We start from the raw sequence: 22,059 nt of genomic DNA on the forward strand, positions 1-22,059 counted from the left end.
ACAGGTTCGGCGAGAACCTACAGCTTCTGTAGGTTCCGCGGGAACGTGTCATCTTCCAAGGTCCATGTCACTCGGATCGACGCTGTAAAGTGCCTCCGACCAGCGAGGCTGGGGCCAGATACGTGCACGGGTCAGGTGGTCCTGTCGCGATACTTTTCCGTTGCGACAGATCTCCGCGAGGATGCTCTGGGCTGTCCCGGCGGGGTGCAAATCTAGGATTCGGGGGCGGGGCACTGCGGAAGCGAGGCCGAAGACATGAGCGATAAGGACATCGACGACCTTCGGGTGACCACCCGGCCACGGATGAGCGCGCTGTGGAATCTGACTCGAGGACACCGTCGGCCGCTGCTGGCCGCGATGCTGCTGTCGGTGGTGTCGGCAGGGCTGAGTCTGGCGCAACCGGTGGTGGTCGGCCGGCTGATCTCCGCGGTCGGGGATGGCGGTGCGGTCGCGATGTCGGTGTGGCTGCTGCTCGCGCTGCTGGTCGCTTCCGCCCTCGTCGGTGGCCTGCAGTACTTCCTGCTCCAACGCACCGCCGAAGGTGTCGTGTACTCGGCGCGCACCGCGCTGATCGGTCGGGTGCTGCGCCTGCCGATGCTCGAATACCGCTCCCGTTCCGTCGGTGATCTGGTCTCCCGCGTCGGCTCGGACACCACCGCGTTGCGTGCCGCGCTCACCGGGGGTCTCGTCGAACTCGTCGGCGCCGTCGTCCTCGCCGTCGGCGCGGTGACGGCGATGCTGCTGCTCGATCCATGGTTGACCGCCGGGACCGTCCTCGTCGTGCTGGCTGTGGTGGTGATGACGGTGCAGTTCGCACGCCGACTCGAGAAATTGACGTTCGCGACCCAGACGCAGCTCGGTGCGCTCACCGGTGCTCTCGAACAGGCCCTGACCGGGATCGGGGTGGTGCGCGCCGCGAACGCCACCGACCGCATCGACACCGACCTGCACCGCCGCGCCCGCGGGGTGTACGAGGTCGGCCTCGGCACCGCCAAGGTCGGCGCGGTGATCGAACCGGTCGGGCAGGTCGTCACCCACGCGGTGCTGCTGCTCATCCTCGGCGCCGGCGGGTACCGGGTGGCCGCCGGGCAACTCAGCATCGCCGAGCTGATCACGTTCGTGCTGTTCCTGCTGCTGCTCATGACCCCCGTCAACGTGGTCTTCGGCGCCATCCGCTCGCTGGCCGCGGCCTGGGGTGCGCTCGCCCGCATCACCGACATCGACCGCATCCCCGCCGAGGACGCCCACGACATCACCACCTGTGAGCGCCTGCCGGCGGTGTCCGACTCGCAGCCGATGCTGCGGGTGCACCGGCTGCGCTTCACCTATCCCGGGACCTCGCGCACGACCGGTGCTCGAGGAGGTGAGCTTCACCGTGCCGCGCGGCTCACGGACCGCGATCGTCGGCCCGTCCGGCGCGGGCAAGTCCACCCTGCTGGCGTTGATCGAGCGGTTCTACGATCCGGACGACGGGCGCATCGAACTCGGCGGCGTCGACATCGCCGCGCTGCCGCGGCGGGTGCTGCGCGCCGGCATCGGCTATGTCGAGCAGCACGGGCACGCGGTAGCGGGCAGCATCCGCGACAATCTGCGCCTGGCCGCCCCCGAGGTGACCGACCGGCAGTGCCGCGAGGCCCTCGACGCGGTCGGGTTGTGGGACCGCATCGACCGCGAACCCGACGGGCTCGACACCCTGATCGGCGACAACGGCATCCGCCTGTCCGGTGGGGAACGGCAACGCCTGGCCATCGCCCGGGTGCTGCTGGCCGAACCGCCGCTGCTGTTGCTCGACGAGCCCACCTCGAGCCTGGACAGTCGCAACGAGGAGTTGTTCCAACGCGCCCTCGAGACCATCGGTGGACGGCACACCGTGGTGATCGTCGCGCACCGGCTGGCCACCGTGCTCGACGCCGACCAGATCGTCGTCCTCGATGACGGACGCGTCCACGCCGTCGGCACGCACACCGAACTGCTCGAGCACAGCGAGCTGTATCGGGAACTGGCGCGGCGCCAACTCATCGGCGCGCCGTAGTTGTTCACTTCGATGCGCAGTCTCACCGCATCATCAATCGATACTCGCCACGCCCGTTACCTTCTTCGTAGTCCCGCACCGCGGGGCCACGGTCGCCAAGTTCGGTATGACTTCTCGCCCCTGTCTCTCGAATGATCCGGGGGGTGGTGTCGCCGAACCTGGTGACGTCGATGGACCGCTGATAGGGACAGGGCCGCCTGTTTGCATCGAGCACCGGGCAGGTCTCTTCGTAACGTGGGTGCCGGGTGTCGACGTCTGATCGGTGACCGTCCGGAGCGGAACGAAAGGCACGCTTCATGGACCCGACCTACGCCGTGTTCTGCGGCATCGACGTGGGCAAAGGCGATCACCACGCCGTCGGACTCGACCCCGCCGGCACCCGCCTGTTCGACAAAGCCCTTCCCAACGACGAAGCCAAACTCCGGGCCGTCTTCGACCGTCTCGCCGAACACGGCCCGGTGCTGGTGATCGTCGACCAACCGAACACGATCGGCGCGCTGCCGGTCACCGTCGCTCGCGCCTGCAGACACGCCGTGGCGTACCTGCCCGGGTTGACGATGCGCCGCGTCGCCGACCTGTACCCCGGCCAGGCCAAGACCGACGCCCGCGATGCATTCATCATCGCCGACACCGCCCGCACCATGCCGCACACGCTGCGCCGGGTCGATGTCGGTGACGAGACGCTGGCCGAGCTTGGGGTGCTCGTCGGATTCGACGACGACCTCGCCGGCGAGGCCACCCGCATCAGCAACCGCATCCGCGGATTGCTCACCGGAATCCACCCTGCCCTCGAACGGGTTCTCGGGCCCAAGATCGCGCATCCGGCCGTGCTCGAAATCCTGTCGAAATGCGGTGGTCCGGTCGGCATCCGCAAGGCCGGCAAACGCCGGCTCACCACCCTCGCAACCAAGCACGCCCCACGGATGGGCGCCCGTCTCGCCGAGGAGATCCTCACCGCCCTCGATGCCCAGAGCGTAACGGTGCCGGGCAGCAACGCTGCTGAGATCGTCCTGCCGAAACTGGCCGACTCGTTGAAAGAGATTCTGCAACAGCGCAAGAGCATTGCAGAAAATGTGGAGAGGATGCTCGAAGACCACCCTCTTTCCCAAGTCCTGATGTCGATGCCCGGCGTCGGCATCAGGACTGCAGCGCGCATCCTGCTCGAGGTCGGTGACGGCTCGGCGTTCGCTTCCGCGGCACATCTGGCCGCCTACGCCGGTATCGCCCCGGTGACCCACCGTTCCGGCTCGTCGATCCGTGGTGAGCACCCCGCCCGGTCCGGCAACCGCAAACTCAAACGAGTGTTGTTCCTGTCTGCGTTCGCCGCGTTGCACGACCCGACCAGCCGCGCCTACTACGACCGCAAACGCGCGGAGGGCAAGAAGCACAACGCCGCGTTGATCTGTCTGGCACGCCGTCGCTGCGACGTCCTCTACGCCATGCTCAAGAACAAGACCTTCTACCGCACCCCCACTGCTGCCGCCGCTTGACGAAACCATAGGGACACCCCCCGGGGCGCATCGTCAGCGTAGAAGATTCTCAGTCCTCGGCATTCCACCTATCCTTGAAGGCGAGCGTCCCGCAGGCGCTAAGTCCCTATAACCCGCGGTGCCGAATCGATCGACACCACCACCTCGGCAATCTGATCTTCTCCATCTTCAGCGCGCTCGCCCGCCCTGTTGGACGATCCCTAACCAGCACGCATTTCGCGTGCAGGAGCAGGGCTACCGCGACTCCTTCTCGCGCTCACGGTCGGGGCCCCGCTAGCTCTGCTTGCCGAGGGGGATGTCAGTGGCGCCAGACCTCGTGAGAAACGTCGTGCGCCTTCACGGCATAACGTCTTCACGTTAGAGTCCACTTGCCCACCCACCGAGGCGTTGGAAGGTCGTGGCGTCCATGCGGTCCGCTGTGCGAGGTGCGGCAGTCATCCTGTCACTCGGCGTCCTGGCGACCGGGTGCGCAGCAGACGGTAGTGGCGATGAACCCGCTGCAGTAACCGCTGACGCAGCCGGAACATCCTGTCAGCGGGTCGAATCGTTCGCCGGGACACTTCGAGTCGGAAACCCGACGCCGATGCCGCCGACCGATGCCCCAGCCGATCGAGCTCTGGCACCCGGCGAGGTTCCAGCGGGCGTGGTCTATCCCGTGCTCGACGCCGTCACCATCGGCCCAGGCACTGACTCGGAGGCGGACACGGTCACCTTGACCTTCGGCGGTGACGGGTCGATCGGTTGGTCCGCGCGGTTCGTCGACATCGCTTATCGTGAGGGCACCGATGTTCCCGCCCCGGTTTCCGGGAAGTGCCTATTACAGATAGACCTCAGTGGAGTGGACACCGGTGATATCTGGACCGGTGGGTCGCCGGTTCATCTGTTCCCTCCGGGTGCCTCGGCTATCGTCGAAGTGTTCAGCTATCCCAGTGACAACCACCTGGCCCAGACGTTCATCGGTACCCGCACGAGCACACCGGTGATCACCATCGACGCTGCCGATCCCACCGATACGCTCACCGTCACGGTCGACGCAGCACTACGGTAATTCCGGTGGTGGTGTCGACGATGCCCGGGAACGACGGCTCGCACACGGACAACGGACAGCTCGCAGCCACACGGATCAGTTCCGTCAAAGACACCGTCCACGACGCAGAACATCAGGTCAAGGACTGCACAGGCACGCTGTTCCCGGGAAAAGATGTTCCACTGCCCTGTGGCCATCGAGCGGTGGTTCAGGTCACTGGTGTCCTCGAGTGAACACCCCTGCCACCCTTGAGATGAACCCGATGCGCACCGACCGTCTCGTCCTTCCCGTCTCCCGCATGGTGCTCCAGCGCCGGGAGGACGGCAGGAATCTCGTCGCCGCCGAGGACGCACTGGAGATTCTGTACGAGGCCGAGCAGCAAGGCGTGCCGATCTGGAGCGAACCGGACTACACCGCGGTGACCGCCTTCGGCGAAGTCTTTCCCGGCGACGTCCCACATCCGACCTGGTGGGCGGTCGTCGGTACTGCGGCACCCGACACCACCGTCCATGTCACCGTCGACGACGAACAGGTACCGGACCCGCCGATCCACCGGCTGGCCGAGCTGTGGGCCTGTGAGTGGATCGCGCACCCCGCCGTCATCCGGGTTCACCGCAGCGATGATCATCCCGTCTCCCCGATCCGGATCGGGCGCCCGGATTTTCTTCCGCCGGCACGGTACCCGGAGTGGGAGATCGACAGGTGAGGAAAGAGATGAGCCGGCGAGGTCGCCACGCACACCGTGGGCCGGACCCATGCTCATCCTGTCGTCGACAGCATGCTCGCAGATCAGGCCGACGAGTTCGCTGCGGCGGTCGGGGTGGGGCTGCTGCTACGCCACCGCCAGCACACACGCGGTCCGGTGCCGCTCAAGACTCGGTGACCGCCGCGCAGGTGATCACCCCACGCACGGTCAGCGGCGCCGGATCGATATCGACTCCGGACCCGGTCGCGGTCAACGCGAACACCACCTGACGGCCCTCGTCGCGCACCTCGAGGTCGAGGCCGTCGGTGCTGTGGAACTGCACCTGCGCCCCCGACGAATCGACGAAGGTGCCGACCACCGCGTGTCGGGCCTGAGGGTCCGTTCCAAGGGAGGGTCGGGGTTCGAGGTCGACGATGGCGGCGAGGGTGAATTCTCGCCCCGGATCGCCGCCGCCGGCGTCGAACTCGGCGAAGGTACTCGTCGTTGCCTCGAACCACCGTTGCACCGACACCCGTTGATGGGAACAGGCGCTGGTACCGACGTCGGGCAGAATCACCCGGCCGCGCCAGCTGCCGTCGACCTCGAGCCACGTCCGGGTGGTGCGGCCGAGACTTCCGGCAACGCCGGCCGCGAAGGCTGGCCGCCGGTTCGGTCCGGTAGAGCAACAAAAGGACTCGGCTCCGGTGTCGGCACCGGCCGGTCGGGCGGGGAGGCACACGCAGTCAGGACTGCGCACACGCCGAGGGTGATCAGCACACCGGACCGGGACCATAAGGACGCCTGCATGACCTTGACCCTAGTGCCGGACAGTGCCCCTTCCGGGAAGCCGGTCGCTCCGCCTGTGGGGGGCGGTAGGTTGACCCCTACCCGCACCGTCGCCGTCGAGGGGGATCCCTGTGACTTTCCGAGACACGTCTCGACACCGATATCGGCCGGGAATCATCCGGGCGTTCGCGCCAGCAGGTGCCGCCGTCGGCCTGATCCTGTATGTCGCCGCCTTCTTCATTACGGCACCGACCGAGGTGTGCATGACTCGACTGGCATCGAGCATGGCCGGTTCCGAGGCGGTGATCGCGACCTCAGCGAGTGCCGGCAAGCAGTGGGTGGGGATCGTCGCATCCCGCTGTCAGTGGACGTTCGCGACCGGACCCCATGCGGGTGCTTCCGTGTCCGAGCGTGTCGTGGAATGGGGGCCGTCGGCATTGGCGATCGTTGGTCTTGTCGTCGCGGTGGCCGGCGTGTGGAGCTGGATGTGGTTCCGCACCAAGCACATGGATGGTGTGCGGACCGACCGCGGGTGACGTCACTTCACTATCACTGATATCCCCCGGGCGGACGGGACGTCGCGCCGGCCTGGTACGCGAACACGAATGCGCCAGGTGAACGCTCACGTTCACCACGTCCAGCGCCGTCGAGTATCGCCGGAGTCACCGGTGCCCAAAGTCTGCCGCGGTCATACGGGGTATCGGCCGAGCGCATCGCCTACAACAGCAGGGCCGACGACGCGGTTACGGATGCGGCTGCTACCGGCAGTGCGGGCCGGCCAGGGTGCATATCCAGGCTCTGTTGATCTTCCAGATGCCGTGTTCGGCCACGAGTGGGACGACGGCGTTGTCTCCGGGCGCGACAGTGATGGCCTGCGCAACGCCGCCGGGGGCGCCGGTGCCCACCACCGAGACCGCCAGAGCCTGTGCACCATCCGGTACGACGGTGGTGGCGCGCAATGTCGCCTCACCGGTGTGCGCGACCTGCTGGACGGGATCGGGTGTGTCGAGGCTGGCGCCTTCGAACAGACGCACTCGCGTATCCAGTTCGACGTCGTAGTCGAACGCGGCAGCGAGCATCTCGGTGACCTGCTCCGCGGACGGAATGGTGGAGGCGGGCAACTCGAGGGACGAGTGCGCCGGTGGGAACGCGTCCGCAGAAGTGGGGCACGCCCGGCGGTCGGCGCGCCCGGGTCGGTGCTGCACCCGCAGATCGCCACGAGTGCGACGATGGCGGCGGCGATGCTGCTCGGCAGGCGTGCGGTCATGGCAGGTCCTTGCCGGGTGGGCGGTGTCGAACAAGGTCGAGACGCCAGGACATCGATGCCGATCGAGCCAGGCTCAGCGTCGAGGCGGCCGATATCGCCCGGCAGCAGTTCGTTCAGCGGTGGGCTACGGCAGGGATACTGACTGCGTAAGCGTCACAGGGTGTGACGAGGTGACTGCGGCGCGATGAATCGACCAGCACCCCGAGACCTCAAAGGTGACTAGGTTGAGCGCTTGATCCATCGCTCTGCTGCGAGTACCCGCAGGGTGGACGGATCGAGGATCGCCCGCCAATGATTGTTCGGATCACCGCTCGTCAAAGAGAACTCGAAGGAGAGAACCTGCCGTTCTTCGCTGAGCGCGGCGAGGTACTCCGTGTAGCTTTCGTGCCCGTACACATCCCAGTACTTCAAGTACCCCGAGAGGGGGCGCAGGGACCTGTTCTTGCGGACGCGTTGGGTATCGACGAGGGTGGCGACCGCGCGAAATCCCGCCCGGGCGCGGTACTCGAGCAGGCCCAGGCGGAACTCTTCGAGCGTTCCCGGCCACGGACCGTCGCCCATCGCGTCGACGATCTCCTCGACCTCGATGGTGCGCTCCTGCGGTTCGGTGCGCTGCGGTGGGGTTGCTCGGTAGATTCCGTCCGGGTCGGCCGCGGTGAGGTAGTCCTCGATGTCGAGGTTGCTGATCCACAGATTAGCCACCACGTCCGAGACCGTGTGGGCTGCGAGCGGCAGTCTGTGCGGAGGATCGGTGACGGTGACGAGGGTGAACGGGTGGTCCGTCTCGGTGAGAGTACGCGTATCGGCGATGACGAGGAATCGATATCCCGGGTCGTCTTCGTTGAGGCGGGCGAGGAGTTCGTCGATGTCCATGCCGCCGAAGTCGGGGTCGTCGACGATGGTCAGTGGATCGGTGCGTTCGGACTCCTCACCGAGAGCTGTGTGCAGGACGTCGTTCCATGCCTGCTCGTTGTTGTAGTCGAGCCGCAGCAGTGGAATGTCGACGTCGGGGAAAGTCATCGGAGTCTCTCCTATCGCGAGCGTACGAATCGTGGTCGTGTCACGGAACGATTCGGTCCCGCGGCGCCGACCGTCATTCGGAGGTGACGCCTACCGGTTTTATCAGCTTGTAGCTCGGATCTTGGGAATGTGACCCGACATGGACTCTGTGGACGACCTACCGCCGATCGGAGTATGGAAGAGCTCGATGAGACCGGATCGGGAAAGGATGGAGTGGGAATGTCGCACAGCAATGCCGTGTACGTCATCGACGGCCGTCGAATTCGGTCGCTCGAGGATTTTTTCTGCGTGGTGGGCGGAACAGTGTCGGGGCCGGGTGGGTATTTCGGCCGCAACTTGGATGCCTTCGCTGACTGTCTGACCGGTGGATATGGCACACCCGACGACGGGAAGTTTTGTTTCGTCTGGCAGTACAGCAGCGAGTCACGCTCAGCTCTCGGGTACGCGGAGACCGTTCGCCAGCTCGAGATCCGGTTCGAGCAATGTCATCCCGACAATAAGGCGAGGGTGCGGCGAGAGCTGGACCGCGCGATCGCCGCGGAGGGACCGACAGTGTTCGACTGGCTCGTGGACATCTTCGAGTTCCGCAACGTCGAACTCGAACTTCAGTAGGAGAACGATTCCCACCGCAATCTTTTGACGACCGCGAATACTGGCTGCTCAGCCTCACCGACCCCAACCGGACACATCATCCCGCACCGAAATCCACACCCCCCAACCCGGATGTCACCATCGACAGTCAGGGCACCGTCTGGGCCACCGACCACGACCACATCCTTGCCGTGCACACACCCGCACCGGCAGCCTTCCGCCGCCGCTGTCCCTGGCAGACCTTCTCGACCCCCATCGGCCAAGATCGGGCCGGTCTGCCGGGGACGCTCTACGGTGGCCTCATGGGGCGAACGAGTGGACTGGTTGCAGCGTCACTGTCGATCGGGACGGTGGTCCTGACCGGTTGTGTATCGAACACCGAGAAGCCGGAGACCTTTCCCGCTACGGTCACGGTCGTCGGGAACGCGGAGCAAGCCGATCCACAGACCGGACAGTGCATCGTCGCCGCCGTCCCGGTCGCACCGAACGACACGGTGTGGATACACGGTGAGAGCGCGGCCGCCTCGGCGCGTTCTGTGCTGGAAGTCGGCACCGTCGACCGCAACGCCGACGGTACGGGCGTGTGTACCTATGTAGCGCACTTCGAGGCGGTTCCTGCGAATCAACGCGGCTACACGATCACTGTGAACCGGTTCGAGTCGCCCGCTTTCCACGCGGGCGAGATCGAAGACGGAGCGACGTTCTATCTACACGAGTTCCCGCCCGGCACCGACCCCTCGGGCATCGGTGACGGCGACCGCGTGGGGACACCCTGATGGGGTAGGAACCTCGGTCCGCAGCACCCGGCGCAACGTGCGATCATTGCGCAGGTCGTCAAGCTCGAGGATTCGCTGCGCTTCGGCAACGGCGAAATCGACGCATGCCACAGTGTCGGATGCGGTCGACGGCATCCGGAGAATATTTAGACCTCGCCGACGCTGCCGTGTTGTGGTGTCGCTTCGCAGCCGTTCGATTTCTACACCGCCGGCTACCAGCCACTGGACTTCGCGCCGGTCCGCATCGACTCTCCTTCGCCGCACGGGTACATCACTGCACCGCTCCTCGGCGGTAGCGTGCTGGGAGCGCTGATCGGCGCACTCGTTTACCGCCGGGGTCCGGCGATGTGCGGTGGCGTGTGCTGCCGGTCTTCGCTGCATCTCATGATGGGTTCTTCGCCGGTGTCTTCGTCAGCGGTGTCTGCCGCGGAGGGCCCAGCGATGCATCAACATTGCAGCGAGGACGACTACCGCAATGATCAGCAGGGATTTCTGCCACAGGGGCGGATGTCGTCGATGCCGATAGGCCGTGTCTGCGAGTCGGGCCGGTGAGGTGGCCCGTACACGGTGTTCGCAGCGTCGCGGGTGTATGTGTTGGTTGATTCGGTTGTTGCAGAACATGCTTCGACCGACCAGGGGGCGTTCTTCGTTTCGTGGGTCGAGACGAATGCGAGATACTCGATGCCGAGGGTGAAACCACGTCCGCACGCAGAACCCTGGGTGCTCGACGACACGACGGTGGTGGATCCGACATCCCCGGTGAAGACGTTGTGGACGTCGAACTCGTAGTAGACGGTGTCCCCGTCGGTGCGTTCTTCGGTGGCGGTGCCGGTGAAGGCGGCGGCAGCGCGGGAGATCTGTTCGGTGATGTACGGTCCGTTCGGCTCGTATGCGCATGAACAGGCATGGGCGGTGGCCGGGGCGGACAGCGGGAGTGCTGCCGCCACACCGACCGTCAGGAAGAACAGCAACCACCGCATCATGGACTCCGTTCCCCCGGGCCGATGACCGTTGGGTTTACGGCAGATTCTAGGCAGAAGGGCTCTGCGTGGTCTTCTCATGCCCCTGATTGCGCGTCGCACGGTGCCGATCCGTCTCCGTCTCCGGGGCCCGAGTAGTAGTCGGTCGGCCCCGGCTGTGTCCGTCTCACTTCTCTGCGATGTGTTGTCGCCCGCTCGGGGGCTGTTGTCATGCGATCCTGGTGCCATGTTCGTGCCCGACGAGCACTACCTGAACGTCTGGACGTTTCCGATCGCCGGACCGGATGCACCGCACGATGCTCCGGCGAATATGGTCGGTGCATGTCACGCCGTGGGGCGAGATCTGCAGTGCCGCTGGCACGGTCCCGACACCTATGTGCAGAACTGCTTGTGGACGGTGTCGGTGCTCGATTCCGGTCACTGCCACCTGTTGCTTGCCGCCGGCCCCCGGCCCCGGCGCAAAACTGTGGGAACCACGACGCTCAAGAGTCTCGGGTTCGGGGGTCTGCACATCGAGCAGTCGGTGCAGGAGTTGACCGTATTCATCGCCGGCGAGGTGCAAGATCAGTTGGCCGGTGGAATGCCTTTCGTGCAGTGGCCCATCAACGAGCAGCGACTGTTGATGCCGACGCTCCGAGACGGCAATCCTGTGTGGGTGGCGCGTAGCGCTGATCGCGTGATCGCCGACATCGGCGCGTTGTGCTTGAGGTGAGCGCATCCGACGTGCCCTACTCGAGCAGCAGCGGTCTGTCACGGTCGCGGCGACCCCGCAAGGACTATGCGAATCGCTGAGGCCTGGGGCACCGAAAGACCGGATCGATGCACCGACCGCGGCGACACGATCGAATAGCGTCGCTCGAGGCACACACCCGGCCCAGATTCGGATTATGTTCGGACGCGCAGTAAGCCGGATTCCGGTGTGCGGCGTCCCGTCCGGGCGTTTCGTATGGTGCATGATCTTGTGATGATCGTGATGCGTGGGGGCTGGGTCTTGCTGGTCTTTGTCGCTGTGTTTGTGGGAGTCGGGGCAGCCACCAGCCCGATGTTGCAGATCACGAGTTGCGAGATAGGGATGTATTCGCGGGAGGTCCCTAATCTCGAGGCCTGTAACGCGTCGATCTGGAGTTACTTCGGGATGGCGGCTGGGCCGGTTCTCGCCGTACCGGTGCTGGTGTGTCTGATGCCCGTGTTCTTGCCGGGGCGGCGTGTTGCCTGGCTGGCGACGGCCGCATTGTTCGGTCTTTCGATCGTGGGGTTTTTCGCGATGGTGTTTTCGTCGAAGCCCGGATTGGCTGATCTGTTGGGTTTCTTCTGGCCTGTCGCGTTCTTGGCAGTACTCGTGACCGGTCTCGCTCAATGGGTGGGCCGTCATCGGAGCGGCCCCGGCCACCTGCAACGTGCCCCGTAGCTGGTCGCAGAGAATCGGAAGGGTCTTGCGGAGTCATTTCCGTTCGGGTGGTTCCTGGACGATATGAAGTGACGCACGACTTGTTCTCTGGTGCGCCACCGGGGGTGGATGGCAGGACCACGAAGTTCAGATGGTGCCGCTGACGAGGGTTTCGGCGGCGGATGCGGTCGACCTGACGGAACAGGCGCTCGATGAGCCGGAAGTTGCCGCCGGTCAGCCGGGTGACAGCAGCAATGGCCTGGTGGTCGGTGAAGTCGGCGGGATCCAGTCCCTCGGCGAGGCTGTGCCAATGATGGGTGAGTACGAAGACCAGTTCGTGGGACAACAGCCGGTAGTGGCGGGCGAACCCGACTTCGGCGCCGCAGGTCGGGACCGGTGACTCACTCCGGGGTGTCTCGGAGTGGTCGAGAGGTGTACCGCGGGTTGCAGCGGCTCAGTGCTTACGGGATGGGGCGTTCGCCTTTGTCGATCCGCTGTTTGCGCAGGAGGTACTCGTCTTCCGAGATCTCCGCCAGAGCGGGCACGACAGGGCCGGCCCGCCTGCCGTCGATGGTGTGGGGGCAGTAGCCGACGGCAAAGCTTGCAGGCTCGTCCTCGAGACCGACCCAGTCCACCAGGATGTGGTTGCACTGCAGGATTGGTGATCCGGCCCGGATGGCCGTGGAACAGCATCGGAGGCCCCGTCTCGGGATTGAGGATGTCGCGGTCGGTGTCGGGGCCGCGATAGGCCACCGGCACACCCCGACGTACCCGCGTCGTCGCGATCGCCTCGTCCTCTCCCATGTCGTCAGTATCTCCTCCGACCACCATGTACTGCATCATCGGGAGATGACTTCCCGAGGCGTCGTCCGTTCTGGAACAGCGAGGACGGGTGGGGCGTCATCGACTGCGAACAGACCCCCGGAGGCTGCTGGGCGCACTTCAGCGAGGTCGAGGTCGAGGGCTTTTAGAAAACTCATCCCCGGCCGGCACGTCACCTTCGAGTGGCAGAAGGCGAGCAGCCCGGTCGAGGGCTTCGCATTCGTGGCGGAGCGCGTGCACCCGGTCGACGATGAGTGACGATCGTCGTCTCGCAGGTGGAATCGGGTGCGCGCCCCAGCGCAGGTGATCGTCGCGGGTTACTGCCCGTAGGGGCGCGGCGGGAGCGGGTTGATCTCGTCGCTGTCCCAGGTGACCTTCCGGAGGTTGCCGGTGTCGATGACCTCCAGATCGGGGTGCGCGGCCAACGCCCGGGCGTAGTCGGTGGATGAGCCGATATAGGTCGACATCAGGTCGATGTCGGTGGCGACGAACCATGCCCGGTCCTGCGGCCACCACAGGTTCGGACCACACCAGCCGAGTGTGCGGACGGCATCGCGCACGGTGCCGTGGACCAGGTAGTTGTCGCGCCCAGGAATATGTAGCCGCGGCGTGTTTTTCGACAGTTCGATGTCCGACAGTCCGCCGCGCCCTTCCCAGAACCCGAACCAACAGTCGTCCGGGGTTTCGGTGTGTCCGGCCAGCACCGTTGCCAACGCGACGAACTGTTCTTCGGGCATGTCCCCGATCTCGGGTGCATCGTCCCAGACGGTGTCCTTGCCGTCGCCGGCACCGCGGCTGATCCCGGCGTGCAACAGGGAAAACCACTCGACGGTCGGATGGATCACCGCCCCGGTCATACCCGCGACCTCGGTCCATCGCACCGGTACTTGTTCACCGGAGTCGGACACGACGCGCATCGCGGGATGCAGAACCCGCGTGTAGGCGGGATAGATCGGCGGCACCAATGAGCCGATGGCGGCATCGAAACGAGGCAACGCGGCGGTGACCCAGTCACCGGCAGAGACATCATCGAGGACGTCGTGTGCCTGCCACACCAACCCTTCGTCCTCGTTGTTCGAGAGCATCACGACTCACTCGTCCAGCGGTTGAATACGGGTAGCACGGAAGGAGTAGCCGCCCTGCCGCGCGGGTTCCCAGTCGAGTTGGACGGCCGCGCCCACGGCCGGTGCGCGGAATCCCGTTCCGTCGATGGGGCTGAAATGCGCCCAACACCCACCAGGAGTGTCACGGGAGTCCAGCACTCCCCACCCGAGCTCGGCGTGCCACTCCCGTACCGTTCCCCTTGTCTGTCCCACGACCACTACGGTCTCAGGGTCTCGGCAAGGAAAGACTGACCGAAACGCCCGACGGCGGTGTGACGCTCGTTCTTCGGCTGAGCATCGGCACCTGTCCTGTTTGACGATTGTCGAGGAGAACGTTTTCGCTGCGTGCTCGATCGTGGGTCAGTCCGAACAGGCTGACTTGGCCGCGGTGAGTGTCTGTTCGAGAAGAACTGCGATCGTCATCGGCCCCACGCCGCCGGGCACTGGTGTGATCAGTCGAGCTCGCTGAGCTGCGCCGGCATAATCGACGTCCCCGACGTTGCCGGGGTTATAGCCTGCGTCGATGACCACCGCACCGTCCTTGATCCACTCACCACGGACAAGTTCGGGTCGACCGACGGCAGCGACGACAACGTCGGCTTCTCGAACGCGTTCGGCAAGGTCTCGAGTACGTGAGTGGCAGTAGGTGACGGTCGCGTCTCGAGCGAGGAGCAACATCCCAACAGGCTTTCCGAGGATCGGGCTGCGCCCGACGACGACCGCGTGCTGTCCAGCCAAGGGAACTTCGTAGGCGTCAAGAAGATGAAGGATCCCGCCCGGCGTGCAGGAATGAAAACCTCTCTCGGTGAAAGCCATTGCTGCGAAGCTGTGCATGGTGACGCCGTCGACATCCTTCGCTGGTGCGATCGCCTCGAACGCGGCGCGCTCGTCGATATGAGCTGGGACCGGGTGCTGCAATAAGATTCCGTCGACGGTCGGGTCCGCGGACAGAGCTGCAATCTCGGCAACGAGTGCGGCGGTGGTGGTCTCTTCCGGAAGTTCGACGTACCGCGATTCCATGCCCACCTCCGCGCACCGGTTGCGCTTCATCCGGACGTAGGTGTGGGAGGACGGGTCGTCGCCGACGAGCACGGTCGCCAGGCACGGGCGCCGTCCGTGTATCTGGGTGAACTGGGCAGTCTCTCGGGTAACCGTCTCCAAGAGCGCAGCCGCCACATTCCGGCCGTCGATGATCCGAGCAGTCATAGTCGGTCCTCTCGATCGAAGTCGAGGGACACCCAGGCGGTCGATGTCTGCTCTGCTCGCACTCCCCGGTGGTTGCCCACCCGCGCCAGTCGTGCGAGGCAAGCGTAACTGCGCGACTCACCGATGGCTACCGCCGCCGAGTGTCGACTCCCCGCGGACGAGCTCAGCCGACCGGGATTGATCGTCGGCTGCACCAAGGATCCCGGATTTGAGTAGATGCGCTCCCGGGCGCCGGGCGGCAGCGGTGATCGCAGCGCGTGACATGCCATCGCTGATTGCCCTGCGGATCAAGTCGTTTCGCATGGCCGTCAGTCGGCGTGATCCCAGTGGTCGAGGGGTGCTGTTTGAGGATCGCCGAACAGAACACTGCAGCCAGCGACGAGTTACTTAGCCCGATGTCAGGACGCGATCGAGCGTCGCCCGGCCCAAGGGACCCCATGTCGGTTTGCCGCCAGGAAGGCCCTGTTCCCCGTTCTGGCCCATCAGGATGAGGAAGAGGCTTTTCAGGGCAGCCAGCCCGCGGGCGCGCCGGATCGTCGCGTCGTCCGCCTGCGCGTATCCCTCGAAAAACCGTGAGGACCTGCCCGCGGGGAGGAGTAGCCATGCGGCTGCGAGATCCCAGGCCGGGTCGCCGGCGAACATGTCCCCGAAGTCGATCACGCCCGAGAGCGTCCCGTCCGTAACGACGACATTCGCGGGATGGAGGTCACCGTGCAGCCATACCGGCGGCCCATCCCACCCGGGAGTTGCAACAGCGTCGCTCCAGACTTCCCGGATTCTCCCGGCGTCGACGGCAAGATTTTCGGGGGCAACGGATTCCATGTACCTCTCGAAACCGTCCGTGCACTCCCTGGGGTGAGCGCCGCGGTCCGAACTGGTCGGCGCCTCGGCGGGCGCCTCCACGTGGAGGGCCGTAAGGAAGCCGGCCAGAATGTCGGCTGCGTGGTCGCCGCGAGTGATCGAGGTGCCGTCCAGTGGCTGCCCGGGGACCCACGTCAGGATGGTCCAAGGCTTCGGGAAGCGGGCGGACGGTTCGCCCACCCGCACAGGGGTCGGAACCCGGAGAGGCAGGCGCGGAGCTAGGACGGGAAGCCACCGGCACTCCTTGCGCTGGAGATCCGGCGCGCGTTCGGTGCGAGGTATGCGCACGGCCAACTCGTCGCCGATGCGCCACATCTGGTTGTCCCAGCCGCCCGCCACCTCGCGGATAGCCAGCCCAGCAAGGTCGGGGTGCTGGTCCTGGAGAAGTTCGCGGACCAAATCTGCGGTCATCTCGATCTCGGGGCTGGTCATACCAAGCCACGGTACGTGAGCCGTTCGCCAGCGTTTTGGTTCCCGTCGTCCATAGATGCCCAGGCGGTACTGGTGAGACGTGTCCTGTTTGACGATCCCCTGACAGGGCACCAGTCAGGGGGGGTGTCCCTATGTTGATGTCAACCGACCGGGGATGCCACTGAAGTGCGGTCCGGTAGGGGCTGGAATAATCGACATGCATGGAATCCGTTGTGACACTGTCAGGTGGGGACGCGGGTGAGCTGCTGACGTTGCAGCGTGCTGCATATGTGACTGAGGCGCAGGCCCACGACGACGTGAACCTTCCCCCGTTGATGCAATCCCTCGACGAGTTGGTGAGTGAGCTGACGCAGCCCGACGTGCTCGCGTTCGGGTTGCGCGATGACTCCCAACGTCTCGTCGCCGCCGTGCGCGTGTATCTCTCTCCGACGGAGCCTCATACCGCCGAGTTGGGAAGGCTGGTCGTGGCCCCGGACATGCAAGGCCAGGGCCGGGGCAGTCGACTGCTCGAACTGGTGGAAGAGCGACTACCTGAGCAGATCACTGATCTGCAGTTGTTCACAGGTGAGCGCAGCCTCGGCAACCTGCGGCTCTACTCCCGATTCGGGTATCAGGAAACGCACCGCACTCCGACTCCGGGCGGCTATGCGCTGATCCATCTGGCGAAGCAAGTGCGCTAACAACGGGTCAAGCCCCAACTCGTGGTCTGTGCTCATGCTGCTTCTGCGATTGGGGACCGGTAGAAGGTCTTGTTCTTGAGCATGGCGTAGAGGACGTCGCAGCGCCGCCGCGCAAGGCAGATCAGGGCGGCGTTGTGCTTCTTGCCCTCGGCGCGTTTGCGGTCGTAGTAGGCGCGGCTGGTCGGATCGTGTAACGCGGCGAATGCGGACAGGAACAACGCCCGTTTGAGCTTGCGGTTGCCCGATCGGGCGGGGTGCTCCCCACGGATCGACGACCCGGAACGATGAGTCACCGGGGCGATACCGGCATAGGCCGCCAGGTGTGCCGCAGACGCGAACGCGGAACCGTCACCGACCTCGAGGAGGACGCGGGCTGCAGTCCTGATGCCGACGCCGGGCATCGACATCAGGACCTGGGAAAGAGGGTGGTCGTCGAGCATCCTCTCGACATCCTCGGCAATGCTCTTGCGCTGCTGCAGAACTTCTTTCAGAGAATCTGCAAGTTTCGGCAGAACGATCTCGGCGGCGGCACTGCCCGGCACCGTCACAGATTGCGCATCCAGGGCGGCGAGGATCTCCTCGGCGAGACGGGTGCCCATTCGCGGAGCGTGCTTGGTTGCGAGTGTGGTGAGCCGGCGCTTGCCGGCCTTGCGGATACCGACCGGTCCACCGCAGCGCGACAGGATTTCGAGCACGGCCGGATGCGCGATCCTGGGGCCCAGGACGCGTTCGAGAGCGGGGTGGATTCCGGTGAGCAATCCGCGGATGCGGTTGCTGATGCGGGTGGCCTCACCGGCGAGATCGTCGTCGAATCCGACGAGTACCCCGAGTTCGGCCAGGGCCTCGTCACCGACATCGACCCGGCGCAGCGTGTGCGGCATCGTGCGGGCGGTGTCGGCGATGATGAACGCATCTCGGGCGTCGGTTTTGGCCTGACCCGGGTAGAGGTCGGCGACGCGGCGCATCGTCAATCCCGGCAGGTACGCCACGGCGTGGCCGCAGGCTCGGGCCACGGTGACCGGCAGAGCGCCGATCGTGTTCGGTTGGTCGACGATCACCAGTACCGGGCCGTGTTCGGCGAGACGGTCGAACACAGTCCGCAGTTTGGTTTCGTCGTTGGGCAGGGCTTTGTCGAACAGTCGAGTGCCCGAAGGGTCGAGTCCGACGGCGTGGTGTTCGCCTTTGCCCACGTCGATGCCGCAGAACACGGCGTAGGTCGGGTCCATGAAGCGTGCCTTTCGTTCCGCTCCGGACGGTCACCGATCCGACGTCGATACCCGGCACCCACGTTACGAAGAGACCTACCGCAAATCCGGTGGCCGTGTCCCTATCAGCGGTCCATCGACGTCACCAGGTTCGGCGACACCACCCCCCGGATCATTCGAGAGACAGGGGCAAGAAGTCATACCGAACTTGGCGACCGTGGTCCCGCGGTGCGGGACTACGAAGAAGGTAACGGGGCGGACTCGATCGCTTGTCCGTTTCAGGAGTCGAGTGCACGACGATCTGGCCGAACAGGGGTGTTGTGATGAGGTCTTCTGGTCTTTGGGGGTCAGAAGTGGTGTGCCCTATCGTGGGTGTATGCGTTGGGCGCGCTGGCGGCGGTGGTGCTGGTGACCGTGGAGCGATCATCAAGTCTGGTCAATCGGGTTGATTACCCGTTATTCCGAGCATGATCGAGTGCATGGCGAACTTCGCCTGCGCCAGCCGTGCGTCGATCGAATAGTCCTGCCGGTCCGGGAGATCGTCGACCGACGGTGGGTCCGGAAACTGCGTGATGTCCCAGTGTTCGCGCGGGTAGATCTCTTCGAACGGTTCGTGATAGAAGCCCTGCAGTTCTTCTCGCAAATTGCTGTCCTTGGCCACCATTCGAGCTGCGACGTCGAGCTGGGTCAGTCCTGCGCTGTCGATGCGGCGTCGTAGCTCTGTGTACATGTCGGTGGTCAGGAAGTAGATGAAGCTCAGTACCTGACCCTCCTGAGGCGGTTGCGGGGAAGTCAGATCAGCCATGCACACTCCTAGCACTTCGTCACGCACATCGGTGACGGCCGCGGCGATCGGGGCCGGGTAGTCGTCCCTACCGCGGCGGAACTCCACGAGAATCTGGGTGATGCCGCGTAGACCGACGCACTGCCGTGCCTGGTTCATCGCCGCGCGAGCGTCGTCGGTGTCCGAGCTGGCGTCGACGGCCTGTCCAATGAGCATTGCAGCAATGTCGTGACCGGGACCGGGCAAGGATAAGTCGCCGTGCTCGTTGAGCAAACACGGCCATAAATGTTCGAGGGCGGCCAAGACACAGCCCGGTGGGGCGTCGGTGACGGCGTGTCCGAGTTCGCGGCGCAGCTTGCGTAGGGCGAGCCGCTGATCGCCGCCGCCGGCGGCGATGAACGTACGTAACACACCGCCTTCCGGGAGGCTTCCGTCGCTGAGCAGCGACGAGACTTCTTTCGCTGCTGTGACATCGCTAATGTCTCCGACGGGCAGAGTAAACATGAAGTAGCGGTCGAAGAACTCGTCGTGGTGCACCTGCGGGGTGGTGCTGAGTGGGCGAGTACGGGAATACAGCTGGTGTGGAAGCTTCGGAAACAGGTAGACCAGGATCTTGTAGACGTCGGTGAGCTCGGGTTCACTCATTCCCGGGGCTTCATTGCGTAGGCGTGTCAGCCAATCTTCGGCGGTGTCGCGTGGGGAATCTGACAGCACTATGGCGCGGGGTGCGTCCCCGACGAGCTTGGAACGCCAGGTCGGCAGGCGATCGTAGATCTGTTCGTGGTGCAGTCGCAGATAGGTGATCAGCGCGGCGTCGAGAAGATCGAGATGCCCTGGCCCGAGTAGTGCCATCAGGACGTCTACTTGAGCGCACCAGCGGTAGATCGCACGCAGTGTGGTGTTGTCGATGAACGGGAGCAGGGCCAATAGATCGTCGATGAGATCCCAGTTTCGGCCGGACCTGGTATCGGTGCCGGTGAGGTCACATCCGTATCGGTGGGCGATGGCGGTGATTTGTCCGGTGACTTCGCGGCGACTGTGGGCAGATTGCAGTGGTGGTAGCTCGAAGGGGTACTGCACGATCTTCTCGAGGTAGGCACGAGCTCGGTCGGGATCGCTGCCTGCGAGATCGGACGCTCCGATCAGGTCCAGCATGGTGCGTTTGTCATAGGAGAGCAGGTAGTGGACACCGGGAAATCTGCCGAGTAACCGAACCGCTTTCATCACCGCGAGTAGTTCGTCGGTGTGCAGTCGGTCGAGGTCGTCCACTATCACCAGGACTTTCGCGCCGGTGCGTTCGATGGCTTTCGACAATGCGGCGAATTGCTGGCGGAACGGATTAGGTGTGGGCTTGTAGTTTCCAAGCTCGTCCAGGGTAGATGAGGTAGCGGTATCCGCGATCTTCTGCCAGGTGCCGGTGCCGAACCTCTGGTCGAAGAATCCTTCAGCAGCTGTCTTCATCACCGAGGTCGCCACCGGTGCCGCGGACATCAGCATTGCGCGGGCTGTCTTTCCGCGCTTGCCCTTCTCGGGCATCGCAGATGCGATGACTTCGTAGAACTCGCCGGTGAGTGAGCCGAGGTCGGTTGCTGCCCAAGGGGTGAACTCGACGACCGCCCATTTCTCGTCGCTTTCCAACGCGAGTCGAATCATGGCCAATACCGACGTCTTTCCGGCGCCCCAGGCGCCGGAGATCCCGAAGACTACACTCTGTCCGGTTCCTGCCAGACGGATACGATCCGCGATCCGGCGGGAAAACTCACTGCGTTCAAGTTTGTCCTGCTCAAACGAGGTGATAGAGCTGTCGGTGTTAGCGGGGCCAGCGGTCATGTCGGGAATGGAATCACACCGTTCCGAGCAGCTCGATTCGGGTCGGGCCCGAGAACCGCCTGAGTGGATTGCTGGGGTTCGGGTGTGCGTTTTAACGCATCGTCAACGGCCCGCTCCGAGCCGGAAGGTGCGGGATGCGAGACTTCGTCGATGAGCTACCTCCCCCACGACGACGCGACTCGGATTCTGGAGCGCTGGACCGGCGGGGTGGGCCCTCGACTGCTGGGGCAAGGGATGGAAGGTGCCGTCTACGCGATCGGCCGGAATCGAATTGCGAAGATCTGGTTCGACGAATCGGAAGCATCCCTGCAGCGGCTTCGGCGCTTCTACAACGCCCTGGCCGCCACGTCCTTCCGGTTCGAGATCCCTCGAATCCATGAGATCCATCGCGTCGAAGGCCGCTGCGTCACGATCGAACAGCGGCTGGCCGGCACCAGCCTGGCCGACCTCCTCAAGACCGGGCACACCAGCCTCGACGACGCGCGGTCCACACTTGTCGACGTACTCGCCGAGCTGGCGGGAAACGGCGCGTTGCCCGCAGCGCGAGCCCTACCGGTCATGGACGAGAGTGTGCCCCTCTATGACATGACCGAGGACTTCCCGACCGCTCTCGCAGACGTGGCCGAGCGTCGCCTCGCCCGGTTCCGGCGGACGCTCGACAGTGCTGTCGACGAACTCGACAAGAAAGCTGTCGCGTTGCGCGCTCGTCTGCACGAGATCGACAGCCGTCGTCGCTCTGTCATCCACGGCGACCTGATCCTGGGCAACATCCTGATCGGCGAAGCCCGCACCCCTACCGCCGTGCTCGACTGGGGATTTTTCACCACGGAAGGAGATCCGGCCTTCGACGGCGCCGTAGCGGCTTCGATCTTCGACATGTACGGCGCCGGCGCCTTGAACACCGAACTCGATCTCTATGCGCAGCTCGAAGACCGCCTGGATTATGAACGCGAGACGCTGTTGGTCTACCGCGCGGCATACTCCCTGATCACCGCGAACGCGTACGACGCCGACGGTAACGACGGGCACTTCGCCTGGTGTGCCGACGCTCTCAACCGACCGGACGTCGTCGACGCTCTCCTGGCTTGATCTCTT

22 protein-coding genes, 1 pseudogene and 1 riboswitch are annotated in these 22,059 nt (G+C 64.8%); of the genes and pseudogenes, 13 read left to right on the plus strand and 10 right to left on the minus strand.

The features are described from left to right. Positions 1-357 precede the first annotated feature (357 nt). The 5 genes and pseudogenes from BO226_RS28270 to BO226_RS25155 all read left to right on the plus strand — a co-directional run. A pseudogene (locus BO226_RS28270) lies at positions 358-1,092 on the plus strand (ABC transporter transmembrane domain-containing protein); the annotation flags it as partial. A gap of 271 nt (positions 1,093-1,363) precedes the next feature. Beyond that, on the plus strand, positions 1,364-2,032 hold the full coding sequence (locus tag BO226_RS28275) for an ABC transporter ATP-binding protein (protein WP_232238167.1): 669 nt from the start codon (positions 1,364-1,366) through the stop codon (positions 2,030-2,032). A 296-nt stretch (positions 2,033-2,328) separates the two neighbouring features. Then, on the plus strand, positions 2,329-3,522 hold the full coding sequence (locus BO226_RS25140; protein ID WP_071936609.1) for an IS110 family transposase: 1,194 nt from the start codon (positions 2,329-2,331) through the stop codon (positions 3,520-3,522). 643 nt (positions 3,523-4,165) lie between these two features. Continuing rightward, the gene (locus BO226_RS25145) at positions 4,166-4,570 is read left to right on the plus strand and encodes an AMIN-like domain-containing (lipo)protein (protein WP_083543773.1); all 405 of its coding nucleotides are present in this window, start codon (positions 4,166-4,168) and stop codon (positions 4,568-4,570) included. Between the two features lie 208 nt (positions 4,571-4,778). Beyond that, complete coding sequence (locus tag BO226_RS25155) at positions 4,779-5,255, plus strand: hypothetical protein (RefSeq protein ID WP_232238168.1); 477 nt, start codon at positions 4,779-4,781, stop codon at positions 5,253-5,255. A 163-nt stretch (positions 5,256-5,418) separates the two neighbouring features. Here BO226_RS25155 and BO226_RS25160 read toward each other — a convergent pair whose 3' ends face one another. Next, on the minus strand, positions 5,419-5,991 hold the full coding sequence (locus BO226_RS25160; protein WP_156895397.1) for a hypothetical protein: 573 nt from the start codon (positions 5,989-5,991) through the stop codon (positions 5,419-5,421). A 292-nt stretch (positions 5,992-6,283) separates the two neighbouring features. On the opposite strand from BO226_RS25160, the gene BO226_RS25165 reads away from it, so the two are divergent. Continuing rightward, positions 6,284-6,556, plus strand: a complete 273-nt coding sequence (locus BO226_RS25165) for a hypothetical protein (RefSeq protein WP_156895398.1) — start codon at positions 6,284-6,286, stop codon at positions 6,554-6,556. 222 nt (positions 6,557-6,778) lie between these two features. Here BO226_RS25165 and BO226_RS25170 read toward each other — a convergent pair whose 3' ends face one another. Both BO226_RS25170 and BO226_RS25175 read right to left on the minus strand, forming a co-directional pair. Continuing rightward, positions 6,779-7,225 carry a hypothetical protein gene (locus tag BO226_RS25170; RefSeq protein ID WP_156895399.1) on the minus strand — a complete coding sequence of 149 codons (447 nt, stop codon included), beginning with the start codon at positions 7,223-7,225 and terminating at the stop codon, positions 6,779-6,781. Positions 7,226-7,506: 281 nt separating this feature from the next. Continuing rightward, entirely contained in the window at positions 7,507-8,307 is an 801-nt protein-coding gene (locus BO226_RS25175) for a DUF6924 domain-containing protein (RefSeq protein ID WP_071936615.1), read from the minus strand. A gap of 219 nt (positions 8,308-8,526) precedes the next feature. Between BO226_RS25175 and BO226_RS25180 the strand changes: the two genes are divergently transcribed. Both BO226_RS25180 and BO226_RS25185 read left to right on the plus strand, forming a co-directional pair. Further along, positions 8,527-8,919: a barstar family protein gene (locus BO226_RS25180; RefSeq protein ID WP_071936616.1), complete on the plus strand. Its 393-nt coding sequence runs from the start codon at positions 8,527-8,529 to the stop codon at positions 8,917-8,919. A 281-nt stretch (positions 8,920-9,200) separates the two neighbouring features. Continuing rightward, on the plus strand, positions 9,201-9,674 hold the full coding sequence (locus tag BO226_RS25185) for a hypothetical protein (protein WP_156895400.1): 474 nt from the start codon (positions 9,201-9,203) through the stop codon (positions 9,672-9,674). 479 nt (positions 9,675-10,153) lie between these two features. Here BO226_RS25185 and BO226_RS25195 read toward each other — a convergent pair whose 3' ends face one another. Beyond that, the gene (locus BO226_RS25195; RefSeq protein ID WP_071936618.1) at positions 10,154-10,657 is read right to left on the minus strand and encodes a hypothetical protein; all 504 of its coding nucleotides are present in this window, start codon (positions 10,655-10,657) and stop codon (positions 10,154-10,156) included. 223 nt (positions 10,658-10,880) lie between these two features. Here BO226_RS25195 and BO226_RS25200 point away from each other — a divergent pair, with 223 nt between their 5' ends. The 3 genes from BO226_RS25200 to BO226_RS27405 all read left to right on the plus strand — a co-directional run bounded on the left by BO226_RS25200 (position 10,881) and on the right by BO226_RS27405 (position 12,441). Beyond that, on the plus strand, positions 10,881-11,366 hold the full coding sequence (locus tag BO226_RS25200) for a hypothetical protein (RefSeq protein ID WP_071936619.1): 486 nt from the start codon (positions 10,881-10,883) through the stop codon (positions 11,364-11,366). Between the two features lie 252 nt (positions 11,367-11,618). Further along, entirely contained in the window at positions 11,619-12,062 is a 444-nt protein-coding gene (locus BO226_RS27400) for a hypothetical protein (RefSeq protein ID WP_156895401.1), read from the plus strand. 130 nt (positions 12,063-12,192) lie between these two features. Further along, the gene (locus tag BO226_RS27405) at positions 12,193-12,441 is read left to right on the plus strand and encodes a hypothetical protein (RefSeq protein ID WP_156895402.1); all 249 of its coding nucleotides are present in this window, start codon (positions 12,193-12,195) and stop codon (positions 12,439-12,441) included. 61 nt (positions 12,442-12,502) lie between these two features. Here the strand turns inward: BO226_RS27405 and BO226_RS28280 are convergent, their stop codons facing one another. From BO226_RS28280 to BO226_RS25235, 4 genes are all read right to left on the minus strand, one after another. Then, positions 12,503-12,676: a hypothetical protein gene (locus BO226_RS28280; RefSeq protein WP_232238169.1), complete on the minus strand. Its 174-nt coding sequence runs from the start codon at positions 12,674-12,676 to the stop codon at positions 12,503-12,505. Positions 12,677-13,180: 504 nt separating this feature from the next. Then, complete coding sequence (locus tag BO226_RS25220; protein WP_156895403.1) at positions 13,181-13,951, minus strand: hypothetical protein; 771 nt, start codon at positions 13,949-13,951, stop codon at positions 13,181-13,183. Positions 13,952-14,326: 375 nt separating this feature from the next. Beyond that, entirely contained in the window at positions 14,327-15,172 is an 846-nt protein-coding gene (locus tag BO226_RS25230; protein ID WP_071936620.1) for a bifunctional 5,10-methylenetetrahydrofolate dehydrogenase/5,10-methenyltetrahydrofolate cyclohydrolase, read from the minus strand. 23 nt (positions 15,173-15,195) lie between these two features. Then, positions 15,196-15,275, minus strand: a riboswitch (ZMP/ZTP riboswitch). A gap of 284 nt (positions 15,276-15,559) precedes the next feature. After that, entirely contained in the window at positions 15,560-16,465 is a 906-nt protein-coding gene (locus BO226_RS25235; protein WP_071936621.1) for an aminoglycoside phosphotransferase family protein, read from the minus strand. 200 nt (positions 16,466-16,665) lie between these two features. Here BO226_RS25235 and BO226_RS25240 point away from each other — a divergent pair, with 200 nt between their 5' ends. Further along, positions 16,666-17,145, plus strand: a complete 480-nt coding sequence (locus BO226_RS25240; RefSeq protein WP_064257580.1) for a GNAT family N-acetyltransferase — start codon at positions 16,666-16,668, stop codon at positions 17,143-17,145. Between the two features lie 32 nt (positions 17,146-17,177). On the opposite strand, the gene BO226_RS25245 is transcribed toward BO226_RS25240, so the two are convergent. Further along, positions 17,178-18,371, minus strand: coding sequence for an IS110 family transposase (locus BO226_RS25245; protein ID WP_064257581.1), 1,194 nt, complete (start codon positions 18,369-18,371; stop codon positions 17,178-17,180). Between the two features lie 415 nt (positions 18,372-18,786). After that, complete coding sequence (locus tag BO226_RS25250; RefSeq protein ID WP_071936622.1) at positions 18,787-20,964, minus strand: KAP family P-loop NTPase fold protein; 2,178 nt, start codon at positions 20,962-20,964, stop codon at positions 18,787-18,789. Between the two features lie 63 nt (positions 20,965-21,027). Here BO226_RS25250 and BO226_RS25255 point away from each other — a divergent pair, with 63 nt between their 5' ends. Beyond that, positions 21,028-22,053 carry a phosphotransferase family protein gene (locus tag BO226_RS25255; protein WP_156895404.1) on the plus strand — a complete coding sequence of 342 codons (1,026 nt, stop codon included), beginning with the start codon at positions 21,028-21,030 and terminating at the stop codon, positions 22,051-22,053. The last annotated feature ends 6 nt before the right edge of the window (positions 22,054-22,059 follow it).

The sequence above is a fragment of the Rhodococcus sp. 2G genome (genome assembly GCF_001886355.1).
Taxonomy (GTDB): Bacteria; Actinomycetota; Actinomycetes; order Mycobacteriales; family Mycobacteriaceae; genus Rhodococcus; species Rhodococcus pyridinivorans.

Coding starts and splice junctions, on each gene's coding strand:
- BO226_RS25235 (WP_071936621.1), bottom strand. CDS start 16,465: ATGACCAGCCCCGAGATCGAGATGACCGCAGATTTGGTCCGCGAACTT.
- BO226_RS25165 (WP_156895398.1), top strand. CDS start 6,284: ATGACTCGACTGGCATCGAGCATGGCCGGTTCCGAGGCGGTGATCGCG.
- BO226_RS25240 (WP_064257580.1), top strand. CDS start 16,666: ATGGAATCCGTTGTGACACTGTCAGGTGGGGACGCGGGTGAGCTGCTG.
- BO226_RS25195 (WP_071936618.1), bottom strand. CDS start 10,657: ATGATGCGGTGGTTGCTGTTCTTCCTGACGGTCGGTGTGGCGGCAGCA.
- BO226_RS25250 (WP_071936622.1), bottom strand. CDS start 20,964: ATGACCGCTGGCCCCGCTAACACCGACAGCTCTATCACCTCGTTTGAG.
- BO226_RS25185 (WP_156895400.1), top strand. CDS start 9,201: ATGGGGCGAACGAGTGGACTGGTTGCAGCGTCACTGTCGATCGGGACG.
- BO226_RS25175 (WP_071936615.1), bottom strand. CDS start 8,307: ATGACTTTCCCCGACGTCGACATTCCACTGCTGCGGCTCGACTACAAC.
- BO226_RS25245 (WP_064257581.1), bottom strand. CDS start 18,371: ATGGACCCGACCTACGCCGTGTTCTGCGGCATCGACGTGGGCAAAGGC.
- BO226_RS25200 (WP_071936619.1), top strand. CDS start 10,881: ATGTTCGTGCCCGACGAGCACTACCTGAACGTCTGGACGTTTCCGATC.
- BO226_RS27400 (WP_156895401.1), top strand. CDS start 11,619: ATGATCGTGATGCGTGGGGGCTGGGTCTTGCTGGTCTTTGTCGCTGTG.
- BO226_RS27405 (WP_156895402.1), top strand. CDS start 12,193: ATGGTGCCGCTGACGAGGGTTTCGGCGGCGGATGCGGTCGACCTGACG.
- BO226_RS25180 (WP_071936616.1), top strand. CDS start 8,527: ATGTCGCACAGCAATGCCGTGTACGTCATCGACGGCCGTCGAATTCGG.
- BO226_RS25230 (WP_071936620.1), bottom strand. CDS start 15,172: ATGACTGCTCGGATCATCGACGGCCGGAATGTGGCGGCTGCGCTCTTG.
- BO226_RS25140 (WP_071936609.1), top strand. CDS start 2,329: ATGGACCCGACCTACGCCGTGTTCTGCGGCATCGACGTGGGCAAAGGC.